14 protein-coding genes and 1 tRNA gene are annotated in these 14,607 nt (G+C 43.4%); 6 read left to right on the top strand and 9 right to left on the bottom strand.

Translation table 11 applies throughout. The features are described 5' to 3' along the window. Nucleotides 1-234: 234 nt before the first annotated feature. Nucleotides 235-1,551 carry a valine--pyruvate transaminase gene (locus tag PSBA01_RS06315; protein ID WP_186475361.1) on the top strand — a complete coding sequence of 439 codons (1,317 nt, stop codon included), beginning with the start codon at nucleotides 235-237 and terminating at the stop codon, nucleotides 1,549-1,551. Nucleotides 1,552-1,681: 130 nt separating this feature from the next. Here PSBA01_RS06315 and PSBA01_RS06310 read toward each other — a convergent pair whose 3' ends face one another. The 5 genes from PSBA01_RS06310 to hisB all read right to left on the bottom strand — a co-directional run bounded on the left by PSBA01_RS06310 (nucleotide 1,682) and on the right by hisB (nucleotide 5,885). Next, nucleotides 1,682-2,545 (bottom strand): ATP-dependent nuclease, encoded by an 864-nt coding sequence (locus PSBA01_RS06310; RefSeq protein ID WP_071002694.1) that lies wholly within the window; start codon nucleotides 2,543-2,545, stop codon nucleotides 1,682-1,684. 325 nt (nucleotides 2,546-2,870) lie between these two features. Further along, nucleotides 2,871-3,803 (bottom strand): DJ-1/PfpI family protein, encoded by a 933-nt coding sequence (locus PSBA01_RS06305; RefSeq protein WP_083328906.1) that lies wholly within the window; start codon nucleotides 3,801-3,803, stop codon nucleotides 2,871-2,873. A gap of 152 nt (nucleotides 3,804-3,955) precedes the next feature. Then, nucleotides 3,956-4,333 (bottom strand): hypothetical protein, encoded by a 378-nt coding sequence (locus PSBA01_RS06300; protein WP_025645257.1) that lies wholly within the window; start codon nucleotides 4,331-4,333, stop codon nucleotides 3,956-3,958. A 106-nt stretch (nucleotides 4,334-4,439) separates the two neighbouring features. Then, nucleotides 4,440-5,075: an imidazole glycerol phosphate synthase subunit HisH gene (hisH, locus tag PSBA01_RS06295; protein ID WP_186475360.1), complete on the bottom strand. Its 636-nt coding sequence runs from the start codon at nucleotides 5,073-5,075 to the stop codon at nucleotides 4,440-4,442. 162 nt (nucleotides 5,076-5,237) lie between these two features. Next, complete coding sequence (gene hisB, locus PSBA01_RS06290; protein ID WP_186475359.1) at nucleotides 5,238-5,885, bottom strand: imidazoleglycerol-phosphate dehydratase HisB; 648 nt, start codon at nucleotides 5,883-5,885, stop codon at nucleotides 5,238-5,240. 399 nt (nucleotides 5,886-6,284) lie between these two features. On the opposite strand from hisB, the gene PSBA01_RS06285 reads away from it, so the two are divergent. From PSBA01_RS06285 to PSBA01_RS06270, 4 genes are all read left to right on the top strand, one after another. Beyond that, nucleotides 6,285-6,707 carry a hypothetical protein gene (locus PSBA01_RS06285; protein ID WP_186475358.1) on the top strand — a complete coding sequence of 141 codons (423 nt, stop codon included), beginning with the start codon at nucleotides 6,285-6,287 and terminating at the stop codon, nucleotides 6,705-6,707. 122 nt (nucleotides 6,708-6,829) lie between these two features. Further along, nucleotides 6,830-6,905 (top strand) — tRNA-Phe (locus tag PSBA01_RS06280). Between the two features lie 194 nt (nucleotides 6,906-7,099). Then, nucleotides 7,100-7,591, top strand: coding sequence for a DUF4385 domain-containing protein (locus PSBA01_RS06275; RefSeq protein WP_186475357.1), 492 nt, complete (start codon nucleotides 7,100-7,102; stop codon nucleotides 7,589-7,591). A 240-nt stretch (nucleotides 7,592-7,831) separates the two neighbouring features. Next, nucleotides 7,832-8,515, top strand: a complete 684-nt coding sequence (locus PSBA01_RS06270) for a phosphoglycolate phosphatase (RefSeq protein ID WP_186475356.1) — start codon at nucleotides 7,832-7,834, stop codon at nucleotides 8,513-8,515. Between the two features lie 49 nt (nucleotides 8,516-8,564). Here the strand turns inward: PSBA01_RS06270 and PSBA01_RS06265 are convergent, their stop codons facing one another. Further along, nucleotides 8,565-10,151 carry a YifB family Mg chelatase-like AAA ATPase gene (locus PSBA01_RS06265; protein WP_186475355.1) on the bottom strand — a complete coding sequence of 529 codons (1,587 nt, stop codon included), beginning with the start codon at nucleotides 10,149-10,151 and terminating at the stop codon, nucleotides 8,565-8,567. Nucleotides 10,152-10,526: 375 nt separating this feature from the next. Between PSBA01_RS06265 and hemN the strand changes: the two genes are divergently transcribed. Then, nucleotides 10,527-12,020 carry an oxygen-independent coproporphyrinogen III oxidase gene (gene hemN / locus PSBA01_RS06260; RefSeq protein WP_416383517.1) on the top strand — a complete coding sequence of 498 codons (1,494 nt, stop codon included), beginning with the start codon at nucleotides 10,527-10,529 and terminating at the stop codon, nucleotides 12,018-12,020. 77 nt (nucleotides 12,021-12,097) lie between these two features. Here the strand turns inward: hemN and PSBA01_RS06255 are convergent, their stop codons facing one another. From PSBA01_RS06255 to PSBA01_RS06245, 3 genes are all read right to left on the bottom strand, one after another. Further along, nucleotides 12,098-12,979, bottom strand: a complete 882-nt coding sequence (locus PSBA01_RS06255; RefSeq protein ID WP_186475353.1) for an SPFH domain-containing protein — start codon at nucleotides 12,977-12,979, stop codon at nucleotides 12,098-12,100. Between the two features lie 92 nt (nucleotides 12,980-13,071). Further along, a complete protein-coding gene (locus PSBA01_RS06250; protein ID WP_186475352.1) occupies nucleotides 13,072-13,686 on the bottom strand; it encodes an NfeD family protein in 615 nt (204 codons plus the stop codon). 205 nt (nucleotides 13,687-13,891) lie between these two features. Further along, nucleotides 13,892-14,431 carry a porin family protein gene (locus PSBA01_RS06245; protein ID WP_186475351.1) on the bottom strand — a complete coding sequence of 180 codons (540 nt, stop codon included), beginning with the start codon at nucleotides 14,429-14,431 and terminating at the stop codon, nucleotides 13,892-13,894. Nucleotides 14,432-14,607 lie beyond the last annotated feature (176 nt).

Here is a 14,607-nt window from a genome sequence, read left to right as displayed (position 1 = left end):
GACAAGCAAGAATATGTATATCTAATACGTCACCTGTTGTCGTACGTATTCAACTTAACCTAAACGCCTTCTACTCACCTAGAAGGCGTTTTTTTACTTCATAAGCTGTATAGACATATAAGTTAATAACAGCCGCGCACTTTGCTTATTTTATAGCCCTCATTTGCTATACTAGCCCCACTTTATCGGTTAAACACCCACTTATAACACCCTCCCAAACAGCATGGTAGCCTTATGAAATTCTCAAAGTTCGGTCAAAAATTTACCCAACCCACCGGCATCTCACAATTGATGGATGATCTGGGCGACGCGCTCAAAAGCGATCAGCCAGTCAACATGCTGGGCGGTGGTAACCCTGCCAAAATTGATGCCGTCAATGAGTTGTTTTTGGAGACCTATAAGGCGCTGGGCGTTGACAACGATGCAGACGTGCCCAACAGTAGCGCGATTATCAGCATGGCGAACTACTCCAATCCGCAAGGGGATGCTGGCTTTATCGATGCGTTGGTTGGCTTTTTTAACCGTCATTATGATTGGAATCTCACGGCAGACAACATCGCTCTGACCAATGGCTCACAAAATGCGTTTTTCTATCTGTTTAATCTGTTTGGCGGTGCTTTCACTGATGAGCAGAACGAATCTGTCGACAAATCCATTCTACTGCCATTGACCCCTGAGTATATCGGCTATAGCGATGTGCATGTCGAAGGTCAGCATTTCACCGCGGTATTGCCGCATATCGATGAAGTGACGCATGATGGCGAAGCAGGCTTCTTTAAATATCGCGTGGATTTTGACGCGTTGGAGAACTTGCCCGCGTTAAAGGAAGGTCGTATCGGGGCGATTTGCTGCTCACGCCCGACCAACCCGACGGGCAACGTGCTGACCGATAACGAAATGGCGCATTTGTCCGAGATTGCTAAGCGTTATGACATTCCGCTGATTATTGATAACGCCTACGGTATGCCCTTCCCCAATATCATCTACTCTGATGTCAATTTGAACTGGGATAACAATACGATTCTGTGTTTTAGCCTGTCGAAGATTGGCTTGCCCGGTATGCGTACCGGTATTATCGTCGCTGATGCTAAAGTGATTGAGGCGGTCAGCGCGATGAATGCCGTGGTCAATCTAGCGCCGACACGTTTTGGAGCAGCGATTGCCACGCCACTGGTCGAAAACGACCGTATCAAGCAGTTATCTGATAATGGGATTAAGCCTTTTTATCAGCAGCAAGCGAAGACCGCAGTTACCTTACTTAAAAAAGAATTGGGCGATTACCCGCTAGTAATTCATAAACCCGAGGGCGCAATATTCTTGTGGCTGTGGTTTAAGGATTTACCGATTAGTACCTCTGAGCTGTATGAGACTTTGAAAGAAAAAGGGACGCTTATCGTACCGAGTGAATACTTCTTCCCCGGTGTGGATGTCAGTGACTATCAACACGCGCATGAGTGTATTCGCATGAGTATCGCGGCGGATGAGGACACGTTGGCCAAAGGCATTGCGGTGATTGGTGAGGTGGTGCGAAAGCTGTATGATGGTGAGTAGTCCGTTCTAAAAAACATGTTTTGAAAGTAAAAGGTAATAATGAATTATCACTACTACATTTTATTAAGCCTAGTAATAAACCTTCAAAATATATTTATGAATTGCAAGACACTGCTAATGTATTCTAAGACTAATTAGTTAAAAAAACTTCAAATTTATCACTTTTGATTATATCTATCATTTTCTTAGTAGATTCGTGGATTTCTTCTTCTGTATAAGGTTGATTGTACGTATTCTCTGGATGGTGAATACTGTGCCTTATATAAGACATAAGAGTAAGAAGATTCGTACTAGTATTGCCATTGCCATTATCTCTTATCCAGCTTTTACTTTTTTCTACACTGTGCTCTTCATGTAACCAGCTATCTAGTTTTTTAGAGTTATTTTTATTAGTGATAGAAGAGATATATCCATAAAGTTCATTATGAAAATCAGTTGAGCATATTTCGTAAGTAAAATAGTTTATTTCGGCTAATGTAGGCGAAAAAGAAAAAGTTCTCATTGTTTCAACCGCGATTGCATGGGCTGATTGATTAACCTTCTTAGTCATGTACGTGCAGATATCATCACTAGCAAAATGTTTTAAAAGAAAAGGGGAATGAGTAGTAATAAAAACCTGTTGGTGCCTTGAAATTGTGATTATAGATTCAATTAAAGTTTTTTGAGCTCTAGGGTGAAGAGAAATCTCAGGTTCATCAATAAAGAAGAATAAAGGTTTTTTCAAATCTGAATTGCTTGGATGTTTAATTAAAAAATCAGCATATACTTTCATTACAGCTAGTGCGAATGCTCTCTGCACTCCGCTACCTTTTTTGTAATCATCAATAGTTTTATCTTTTGAAACACCAGACCTTAAAAAATCTATCGCCTTAAAAACTGTAGTTTTACCTGTGTTATTCTCTCCAACTAAGCATACGACCGGCTTATTAGTATCAAAAACAATTGTCTCTGCAAAAGCTTTAAAGTTTTCTAAAATTAGCTTGCTAATTTTCATACTCATCCTTGGGTAATATTTTGACAAATTATCATAAGTTTAGAAAAGTTAAATTTTACGTAAAATATACACAACTACTGAAAATAAGTCTATATTTTTGTTTCTTCGACTGAAAACCGTTGTCCATTTGTTCAAAACATAAGTTTAAAAAGGTGGTAGCTAGGTGTTAACAGGGTTATACAAACTCTGACTGATGACATCCATGTGATTGGTGAAGTGGTGCGTGAGCTTTATGATGAAGCTAAGTAAAACCATCTCTTTTTGAATGTAAAAAACGGACTAATAAATAGTCCGTTTTTTTATATAATGACTTTATGAAAACGATCTAACCAAACTCTTTTAGTAAAGCTTTAGCACTCATTTTACCAAAGTCATTTGCCGCGAGTGGCCCATCGCCTGAGATAAGCTTTCTATCTTGATGCGTTTGTCCTGAGACCAGTTTATTATCAATAGTAACGCCTAAATCTTCTAACTTTTTACCAAAGTACCATGGCATCGTACCAGGCAGATAGCCAATTTTTGGCATTTGCTTATCCATAACCGTCGGGAAGGCTACCATCTTATAGCCTTTGAAAATAAAGTTTTTATTAGCGTTATCGTCTTGCTTAGAGCTATCAGGACTTTCTAAATTAGCTGCTAGTAGAGCAGCTGGTCCATGACAAATTGCCAAAGTAAAGAGGTCCTTTTTATGACCCCAGCGTAGCAATGCGCCAAGGTTTTTATCTTCCGGCAAGCCGAGCATCGCGCCATGACCACCGGGAATAAAGCTCGCCGCGTATTCAGTGCTGTCTGCCATATCGTTTTTGACGAAGTCAGCGATACTATTAGGATTGTTAAGCTTGGACTCGTACTCGCTATAGATTTTTTTGACGTCGTCATCGTCCTCTGGCATCGCCCACTGCTCGACCTTGACCGACTCGCCTGTTGGCGTAAACACATCCACGTCGAAGCCTGCTTTTTTAAAATGTAATAACGGCACCATCATCTCCACCGGATGATTACCGGTATCAAATCTATTGCCGTTCTCCATAGTCATATACTGCTCTTCGGTACAGACCATCATGATTTTCTTATCGCCCGTATATGGATTATCATAATTAGTATGATCGTAGTTGGTTTTATTCGGCGCAGCTATCTTTAGCGATGATGTTGAGGGAATATAAATGCCTGCTTCAGTTTCTTGCGGCTCTAAGCCTAGCGTATTGTTGGCGTTGTCTAAGGTGTCTTTGGCTTTATCTAATAGATCTTGCATATTCATAGTGGCTTCCTTTTTTATGATTTATATTTATTGAGTAGCTATTTATTAAGTAGCTAGAAATGATCAATCTAAGGTAACAAATGAAGACAGCATTAAATAGATGAGAATTTTTATGTTTCGTAAGCTTTGTAAAGCAGGATTGAAAAACTGTTTTAACGGGTTTTCTTTAGTAGCTTACTTGGTGAGCTGCTCGCTTGAAAAATCCTTGTCCACTTATTTAAAGCAAACAGCACGAAAGGCAGCAGGCAGGTATTAATGAGATCATGAATACTTGCTTTGATATCTGTACCTTTTAGAGCCAGAAGGCCTTTTGGCACAATGATGTGACGATTGTCGAAATATTCACCTAGCAGTGCTACGCTAATGACGACTAATAATGCTAAAAAGGCTCTGATAGTCTGATTTTTAATGATAGGGCGTAAGATAAACATGCTGAGCAGATAGACGCCGACGCCGACGTAAATGTGTAACGCGTCTTTGGCAAGACCCGTCGTCTCAACAACGTTTATTTTAAAGGTGTTAAAGTCCAATGGTTTTACTCGAATGTTGGCTATATATAATAAAAAAGGTGGGTTACGCTATCGCTAACCCACCCTACTGCTGTTTTATTTTATCCTATAGTGGCACAAAATACACCTAAACCTGCCAGTCTACAAAATTCTTGAGCAGCTGCAAGCCTGCGGTATGGCTCTTCTCAGGATGGAACTGAGTGGCAAATAGGTTGTCTTTGATGATACTGGCACAAAACGGCTGGCCATAATCACAGATAGCGGCGACTTGAGAGTTATCGTTAGGCGCGCAGTAGTAACTGTGCACAAAGTAAAAGTGCGCGTTGTCCTCGATACCGTGCCAAAGCGGATGGTCAAAATCCATACCATTAATCGTATTCCAGCCCATATGTGGTACTTTTATCGTTGCGCCTTGTTTGTCTTTCCACGTAGGGTCAAACGCTTCTACCGTACCGTTTAAGATGCCAAGGCAATCTGTACAACCATTTTCAGCCGATTGCTCAAATAACGCTTGCATCCCCACACAGATAGCCATCACGGGCTTGTTGAATATAGCCTTGCGCACGACGTCATCGATGCCAGCATCGGTCATGCCGATCATACAATCACGCATAGCACCAACGCCAGGGAAGACGATTTTATCAGCGGCAGCAACGACTTTGGGGTCGTTAGTGATCGATACCTCCGCGCCGACATTGGTGAGTGCCTTGCTGACCGAGTGCAAGTTACCCATGCCATAATCTAATAGTGCAATTTTGGTCATTAATTAATTCTCATTGTTGAATCGCTTTCTTTATATTTTATAGTACATTATAAGGTGTAGATAAGGTTTTGCTACAAAAAAGGCAAGTGCAGGCTGTACAACTAAGTACGCCCAGCTTGGCTGACCCTCTTGACTGACATACTAGCAGAGCCTTAAATGCGCTTAGAATGCCTCTTTGGTCGATGGCAAGGTATTCAATGCCCGCTCATCATACTCACAGGCCATACGCAGCGCACGAGCAAAGGCTTTAAAGGTTGATTCGATCTGATGATGGCTATTTTTGCCTTTGAGATTGTCTAAATGCACGGTCATCCACGAGTGATTGACGAAGCCATAAAAGAACTCACTGAATAGGTCAACATCGAAACGGCCAACGTGCGAGCGCGTAAACGGAATATCCATATGCAAGCCTGGACGCCCTGATAGATCGACGACCGCGCGCGTCAACGACTCATCAAGCGGCGCATAAAAATGTCCGTAACGGCGGATGCCTTTTTTATCGCCCAAAGCTTTGTTAAATGCTTGACCAAGGGTAATACCGGTGTCTTCGACGCTATGATGGTCATCGATAAAAGTGTCGCCGTTGCATTTGATGTCCAAGTCAAACAAACCGTGACGCTTGATCTGATCAATCATATGATCCAAAAACGGTACGCCCGTATCTACCGTGCCTTTGCCTGTACCATCGAGGTTGACGGTACAAGTGATTTGCGTTTCAGCAGTGATGCGCTCAACGGTCGCGATGCGCTCAGGGCGACCATATAAATTTAGGTTTGTTGCTTGATTTTGCTCAGTTGCATTGGCTGTCATGGCTATTCTCTATCGGTTTTTTATCAGTGAAAAGCGGTCAATTATAAATAGGGTAAAACATCGCCCATTGCTGTCTGTTACATTGAGGCTAGCGCTGCAATCAGCGTCAGCAAAAAATGTATGAAAAAGTGATATATACAAAAGATATCAATATATTAGGGTTGATGTGTATCACATATGATTTAGCCTCATCATAGCAAACCCTAACATTTACTGCCACGACCAAGCGCTAAACCACGCACAAATTTACGTCATTCTGCTAAAATAGTGTGTTCAGTATTATCAATCATGACTCGCTCGAACATTGACAATGTCTACCTTGTGGCACTACTCTCCATGACATAGTGCGGTGTCATACTGACTTTATACTATAAAAACCCTCTGTTTATAGGAACTGCTATGCCTTTAGAAGCGATCGCTATTAATAGCTTGGATGCGCCACTTATCAAAAAACCTGCCCGTGACAATGAGTTGTCAGAACGCCTGCAGGCATTGTACGATAGTGATGACGCGCAGCTTGATGGACTTGAGGTATTAGATATCGTTGCGCAAGGGTTCAAACGTGGACAATATCTCTATGTTGGTATGTTCAATGATAAGCCTATCGCTGCGGTTGCCTGTTTTGATGATGGGCAGACCGATGCCAAGCGTTTGCAATATCTGACGGTACATCCAGAAAACCGTAAACGCGCCATCGATGCCAAATTTATTAAACTGGTCTATGATGCCGAGGTCAAAAAAGGCGTGCGTGAATTCGTCCCTGCGGATGCAGATATTCACCGTATTATGAGCGAGTACGAACTACTTCGCGTAAAAGACTAAAACGGCGATCAAAACGTCTCATTTTGCTAATATCTGATTATTTATTGTCTTTTATTCGATATAATGCAAAAATCACTTGACAGCCGAGCCTATATTTAGTTTAATAGCGCCTCAACGAAGACGGCTCGATAGCTCAGTAGGTAGAGCAACGGATTGAAAATCCGTGTGTCGGCAGTTCGATCCTGCCTCGAGCCACCATTCGTTAATAGATTGTAAAAAGCCCCGAACAGCAATGTTTGGGGCATTTTTTATGTCTGTTATTTATACTCATCGCTCGCTTTACTCACGGTTGCATAACATTTTTGTGCTGTTTTCTACACCGCTTGGCTCAGTATACTCAGTAACTATGAATGAATAGATACCCATCATAGTACAGAGCCTAGGTGGCAGATATGAGAGAATTTGATTACGACTTGGATTATAAAAATCTTGATCTACGTGAGCATCCTGAGCTATATCGCGTCGGGCGCGGTGAGCAAGGCGTATTACTGGTAGAGCCTTACAAGTCTGAAATACTCCCGCATTGGCGTTTTGCCACGCCTGATATCGCCCGCGAGAGCAGTGAGGCGATTTACCAGATGTTTTTGGATTACTTGGCTGACGATGATTTTGTCGGTGCAGATATGGCGCGTAAATTTATTCAAATGGGCTATACCCGCGCGCGTCGCTATGCCAATCACAAGGGCGGTAAAAAGTACAAAGGTCCTGTGCCCGATGATAAAAAAGGCCAAAGCGGCGCCCATGGTCGCGAAGAGTTACCACGACAAGCCGAAGACCCGATCAAGGCAGAATCGGCGCGTATTTTTAAGCAAAAATGGGACCAGTGTCGTGAGAACGAAGATTATCTAAGAATGAAAAAAGAACACCGCGCGCGTTATAGTTGATCCAATTTAAGAGTGGTACAAGGCAACCGAGTGCAGATGTATACGTCATACTTCAAGCGAGGTTAACGCTGTAACGCTTTTTAGTGGATTGACTATATAAAGATGTCGAGTAACTGCTAATGCTCATCACCTTGAGAATATAACAACACTAAATTGACCAGTCTTAAAATACTACCGTGCCAAGGTATAACACGGAATATCTAACACAATAAATATAATGATTTTTAATAGTGAGGAACAATGAATAAGCAACTCTTAATTTTTGATTTTGATGGCACACTCATTGATAGCGTGCCCGATTTGGCCGATGCCACCAATGCAATGCTGACCACGCTTGGTAAAGACACCTACCCTATCGAGACGATACGCAATTGGATAGGCAATGGTTCACGAATGCTTGTAGAGCGTGCTTTGGTCGGTGATATCACTGTCCCAGAGGGCGCACTGACCAAAGCCGAGGCCGATCACGCAGAGCAGATATTTTTTGAAGCATATACTAAGATTGGTGGTAGCAAAACCGTTGCTTATCCCGATGTCGATAGTGGCCTTAAACAACTTCACGCGGCTGGCTACACGCTCGCTCTAGTGACCAACAAACCGCTTCGTTTTGTCCCCAAAATATTGCAAACATTCGGCTGGCAAGATCTGTTTAGTGAAGTGATGGGCGGCGACAGTCTATCCACCAAAAAGCCAGATCCAGCGCCCCTACTGCATGTCTGTACTCAATTGGGGATTACTCCTGACCAAGCGATTATGATTGGCGATTCTAGAAACGACATCTTGGCGGGTCAAAACGCCAATATGGACACGCTTGGTCTGTCTTATGGCTATAACTACGGACAAGACATTCGTGAGCTAAATCCAACCGAGGCGTTTGATCATTTTGCGGATTTGGTTACTTGGATTATGAAAGATAACATCTAACCCATAAAAGCCTTTATCAAACGGATGTGATAGTTGGCTCAAACGAAGACTACTCCTTACTACGATAGCTGAGCGCCTCTGACACATGGGCGCTGTTAATATCTGTACTGTTGGCCAAGTCCGCGATAGTACGCGCGACTCGTAACACTCGATGGTAGCCGCGTGCGGATAAATTCAAGCGCTGCTGAGCAAGTTGCAATAGTTGTTTTTCGCTGTCGCCTAATTTGATATATTCATCGATTTCGCTCGGGCTTAGCTCATTATTGACTTTTTGTTGTCGTTTTAATTGATGCTGATGCGCGGCTGCTACTCGCTCGCGTACTTGTTTGGATGTTTCTCCTGCCTGCGCGCTTTGCAAATCAGCAATCGGCAATGCTGGTACGGTAATATGCAAATCAATACGATCTAATAGTGGCCCTGAGAGTTTGTCTTGATAGCGTTTGATTTGCTCAGGTCGACAGCGGCAGCGCCCTGAGGTATCGCCATCATAACCACACGGGCACGGATTCATCGCAGCGACTAATTGAAAGTTGGCTGGAAAGGTCATTTGCGAGTTAGCACGGCTAATAGTGATTTGTTTGGCTTCTAACGGCTGGCGTAATACTTCAAGCACGCTCCGATCAAACTCTGGTAACTCATCAAGGAATAACACCCCTTTATTAGCAAGCGTAATCTCGCCCGGTTTGGGCCGTGAGCCGCCGCCAACCAACGCCACGGCTGATATGGTGTGATGCACTTGCCTAAAGGGACGTGTGCCGTAATCGTAATCACTGTCTGCCACTGAATACGTACTAGCTACCTCGAGTGCATCCTCATCACTGAGATCAGGCAATATCGTCGGCAAACGTGAGGCCATGAGCGTTTTGCCAGAACCCGGTGGCCCTGTAAACAATAACGAATGACCGCCAGCTGCTGCTATCTCTAGCGCGCGGCGGGCATGGTGCTGTCCTTTGACATCGGCTAAATCCACTTGATAGCCTACATGCTGCGGTGCTGGACTGGGCGTTACCACCTCCAAGCAGTCATAAGATCCGCTTGGATCCGCCAGTGACTGCAAGTGGTTACATACTGCTTTTAGACTCTTCGCTGCCAATATCGTCACGCCATCCACACGGCTAGCCTCACGACCATTGTCAATCGGTACGATTAATTGTGGTGCGCTCTGTAAGGTAACATGTTGCTCATTTTTTACAGAGTCACTCGCCTTTGACAACGTTTTCGACAACGTTGATGCCAATCCTTCTGCCTTAATCGCGCGAGCGACAGCCAAGCTACCGGTCACCTGACGCAGCTCACCGTTGAGTGCCAACTCGCCAATAAACTCAAACCCTGATAATACTTCTGGCTCAAGTTGTCCGCTTGCCGCCAATATACCAATGGCTATCGGCAAGTCAAGACGCGCGCCATCTTTAGGTAAATCAGCGGGTGCTAAATTAATCGTTAGACGCCGATTAGGAAACTGAAAACCTGAATTAAGAATGGCAGAGCGTACCCTGTCTTTACTCTCGCGTACAGCGGCTTCTGGTAGACCAACAATGGTCAATGCAGGTAGTCCTTGTGATAGATGTACCTCAATGATGACCTTGGGGGCGTGCAGGCCGACGACTGAGCGAGTATAGACTTGAGCAAACGACATCAGCGTTTCCTAATATTAGAGATTAATCGATGATAAAGTATTATTTATCAGCGTGCAAATGTCGTGTTTTATAAAAAATATAGGTAGGACATTAAAACAATCATCTCAAACCAAAGCCGTCAATATTAATGCTAAAAACCATCACGATATATCCTACTAAAAGTAGGGATTTGGTATAATAATGACCATATTTTAAGACAGTTGCTATAATAGCCAAGCTGTTACTGCAAACGTTATCATCTGGCAGCACAAAAAAGCGACGCTATAGCCACTATGGGTCAAAACGAGGAATACCGCATGACAGATTATTCAGCACAAACTAACCCGCAGCCCTACAATGATGCGGAAGCGCCGCCGTCGACCACGCGTCCTGTTATGCAACCAGACAACCCTTATGCCAGTACCCGCGGTAGTATTACTAGTAAGCAGCTACCAGCATTCGATGAAGCCATCATCAATAAGTACAATCGTTCAGGACTACGTTATACCTCTTATCCAACTGCTCTAGAGTTCACGCCGATACCTGAGAATATTGGAGTAAATGGTTTTGAGGCAGTTGGTCTTGAGACGAAAATCTTGCAGAATCGTGAGTCACGCGCGCCGTTGTCTTTATACTTTCACATTCCGTTTTGCCGTCACCTTTGCTATTACTGCGCCTGCAATAAGATTATTACCAAAAAAAATAGCGACTCTGGTGATTATCTGCAGTATTTAATGGCTGAGATTGCCCTTAAACGCCGCTTGCTGTCTGTACCAGAAGGTAGCGATAAGCCCTTGGTCAAGCAGCTGCATTTGGGCGGTGGTACGCCAACATTTTTGCGCGATGAAGAGATGGTTAAGCTGTGGGAGTTTTTGCAGACGCAGTTTGAGTTTTTGCCAGAAAATGAAGGCGACTACTCTATCGAAATCGACCCGCGTGAGCTGAGTGATAATACGCTAAAGATATTACGAAACCTTGGTTTTAATCGTATCAGCTTAGGCGTGCAAGACTTAGATGAAACGGTACAAATCGCGGTCAATCGTGTGCACTCAGTAGAGCTTATTGAGAATGTATTAACAGAGGCGCGAGGGCTTGGTTTTCACTCCATCAATATCGATCTGATTTATGGTTTGCCGCATCAAACGCCTGACACGTTAGACAAAACGGTACAACGTATCATTGAAATGTCACCAGATCGTCTGTCTGTCTTTAACTATGCGCATCTACCTGAGCGTTTCAAAGCCCAACGTCAGATCAAAGATGAAGACCTACCTAGCCCAGCAGCTAAGCTCGCTATGCTCGGCAACACCGTTAACACGCTAACCGAAGCGGGCTATCAATATATCGGTATCGATCACTTTGCTAAGCCTGACGATGAGCTAGCGATCGCCCAGCGCGAAGGAAAATTACATCGTAATTTTCAGGGCTACACCATCATGGGCGATTGTGATTTATTGGGCTTTGGTGTCTCATCCATCAGTCAAATTGCCAATAGCAATACGCGCTATATCCTGCAAAATGATACTGATTTGCAAAACTATCAAGCTAAGATTGATGCTGCCAAAACCAATCCTATGGTCATGCCTGCGGTGAAATATATTAAAACGTCCATCAAAGATCGCTTACGTGAATATGTCATCATGAACCTGCTCTGCCACGACTATCTTGATTTTAAAGATGTGAATCAAAAATTCGGTATCGATGCGATTACCTACTTCATCAATGAGATTCAACAGCTGGGAGAGATGCAAGCAGATAGACTGATTGATATGGATGCTGCTGGCATTCGCGTCTTACCTAGGGGCCGCTTGCTTGGTCGCAATGTTGCCATGGTATTTGATGAATATTTAGAAAAAAAACACAAAAACCGCTTCTCAAAAGTTATCTGACATAACGATTTGGCAGCCAATTATTAGCCATTAAAAAGACCTCAAACGAGGTCTTTTTTAGATATTTTTTGAAATATTTACAGCTTTAATTTATCGCCTACCATCCCTTTAACAGTGCTCAAGATATCGGCTGGCAACACCACCATTTTTGAATTGTCAGACTCCGCTAGTTGACGAATAGACTTGATGTACTGCTCGCCAAGTAAGTAGACAATGGGCATCTCTTCATCACCCATCGCGGCAGTAATCAAGCGAATAGACTCCTCAGAACCTTTAGCTAGTACCACTTGCGCTTCAGCATCACGGCGCGAGGCTTCCAGACGACCATCAGCTTCTAAGATAGCCGCTTGCTTTTGACCATCCGCGCGCGTTACGGTAGCCCGGCGTAGACGCTCTGCCGCGGCCTGCTCTTCCATAGAGGCTTGCATAGTTTGCGAGGGGTTAATGTCTTGAATCTCTACGGTTTTAAGCGTAATACCCCAATCGGCGATGTCTTCTGAGATCGCCTGTTTGAGCAAGGCTTTAATCTCATCACGACTCGATAAGGCATTATCCAAATCCATCTCGCCGATGATCGAGCGCAAGGAGGTTTGTACCAAATTGCGGATACCATGTTCATAATCTTCAATACCGTAGACCGCTTTGTCTGGACGCAAGATGTTGATATAAGCCACGGCATTGGCGATGATCACGACGTTATCACGGGTGATAACCTCTTGTGACGGGATGTCTAATACGATGTCCTTTGTGGTGACTTTATAAGCAACTCTATCCACAAAAGGAATGATAATGCTAAATCCTGGCTCCAGCGTTTGCTGATACTTACCCAGCCGCTGCACGACCCACTTGTATCCTTGCGGGACAATACAAACGCCTTTAAAAACGGTAAAAATCACCAATGCTATTAATACCAGCATCACGATACCGACACCATTTAAACTACTCAAGATACTGTTCATCTCATTCTCCTTGACCCTTGCTTTATTTGCCAGCGACGTGATTTATGTCCTTTTTTGTCTTGATCCAAAAACTTTTGGAATGTCATAACGCGTTATTTGCTAGTGCCTGTCTCTTTGAGATCAGGTTTGTGCAAGCTTAGTCTACTCGCTTTAGATTGTTTGGTCGGCATTTGGCTACTTGCAGGTACTTCACTGTTGATCGTCGGGGTGATATTGGGGTGCATACTTTTAGGTGCTTGGAGGCGCTGCGAGGGCGCAACGATTAGCTCATCGCCGACCACCTTTATAACCACCACACGATCTCCCGCCTCGACTTTCACGCCTGCTGTGCGGCATGGCCACTCATCTGCACCCCAAATGGGCACATTAAAGCGCACCGTACCTGAAATACCTTTTTGTGGTTTGACGACGATCATGCCCGTTTCACCAATAATTAAATTACTATGTTGCGCAGCCTTTTTACGGCTCATGGACAACGGCTTGATGTATTTGACCCAAGCGAACATAAATAAAACCGATAGCGTAAGCCAGATCAATACCTGAAATAATAGTGGAATGGGCAGCAACCATGCTAAGGCAGCAACGATCACCGCAGCCGCACCGAACCAAAGACTGGCAAAGGTTGGAATAAAAATCTCAGCAATCATCAAGGAAAAGCCCAACACCAGCCAATGCCAAGGTTCAATCATCCAGATAGTCTCAATCATTGCTGTCTACTCCTGTCTCTGCTCACCTTCCAATGTAGCACAGTTTTGTAGCTTATATTATCTTAAAAATCAATTACCTATTATTATTTATGGTGCGTTGTTTCAATAAAACAAGCATGGTGAATATTAAAATTGGCACAAAAAAAACGACCATATATAATGGTCGTTCTTTATGTTCAACTATGTATGACTACATAATTTTATCTTAGAATTTCAAGTTAGCGCCTACAGTAAGCAGCTTAGTATCTGCATCACTATCCATCATGGCATATTCTGTTTCGACATTGAAGTTAGGATTCACTGCGTAACCAAGACCGATACCACCAGCAATGCCAGTATCACTGACTGAGTCATTGTTACCGTTATCAAAATCAGCTTCTAATTCTGTTTTGGCAACACCAAGTTTACCTTTGGCATATAGTGCAGTATTTGGGAACATATAACGATAAGTACCGTACGCACCATAAGTTTTGGTATCATAGTCGCCAGCATTGTTATCTAGGTCAGCATCATCTGAACCAACATATTCAACTTCCATACCAAAGTTAGGATCAAAGTTGTAACCAGCATATACACCATAAGCAGTTGGATCATCACCGTCTACATCATTGTCAAATTGACCAATCTTAGCACCAACATAAGGTTGGCCTGTATAGCCGTTACCATAGTTAACAGCGGCGTTTGCACCTACAGTAAGTAAAGAACCAGTTGCTAGTGCAAGTATAGTTTTTTGTAGAGTTTTCATTATTAGCTCCTTCAAGTAAATTTGGACAAACAAGTTATTTAGTTGTATTGACCATTTGGCCGTATCGCCTTGTTTGCTAACGATGGGTACATAGTAACAAACTATTTCAGACACTCTGTCAGTGTTTAATGGTATGAGAGTTAAGATTTGAAAGCATTTGTCAGTGCTCGGGTTAC

This window comes from Psychrobacter sp. KCTC 72983 (assembly GCF_014280455.1).
GTDB lineage: Bacteria > Pseudomonadota > Gammaproteobacteria > Pseudomonadales > Moraxellaceae > Psychrobacter > Psychrobacter pacificensis.
The sequence above is the reverse complement of the archived record's forward strand: the minus strand, read 5'-3'. Positions and strand labels throughout refer to the sequence as shown.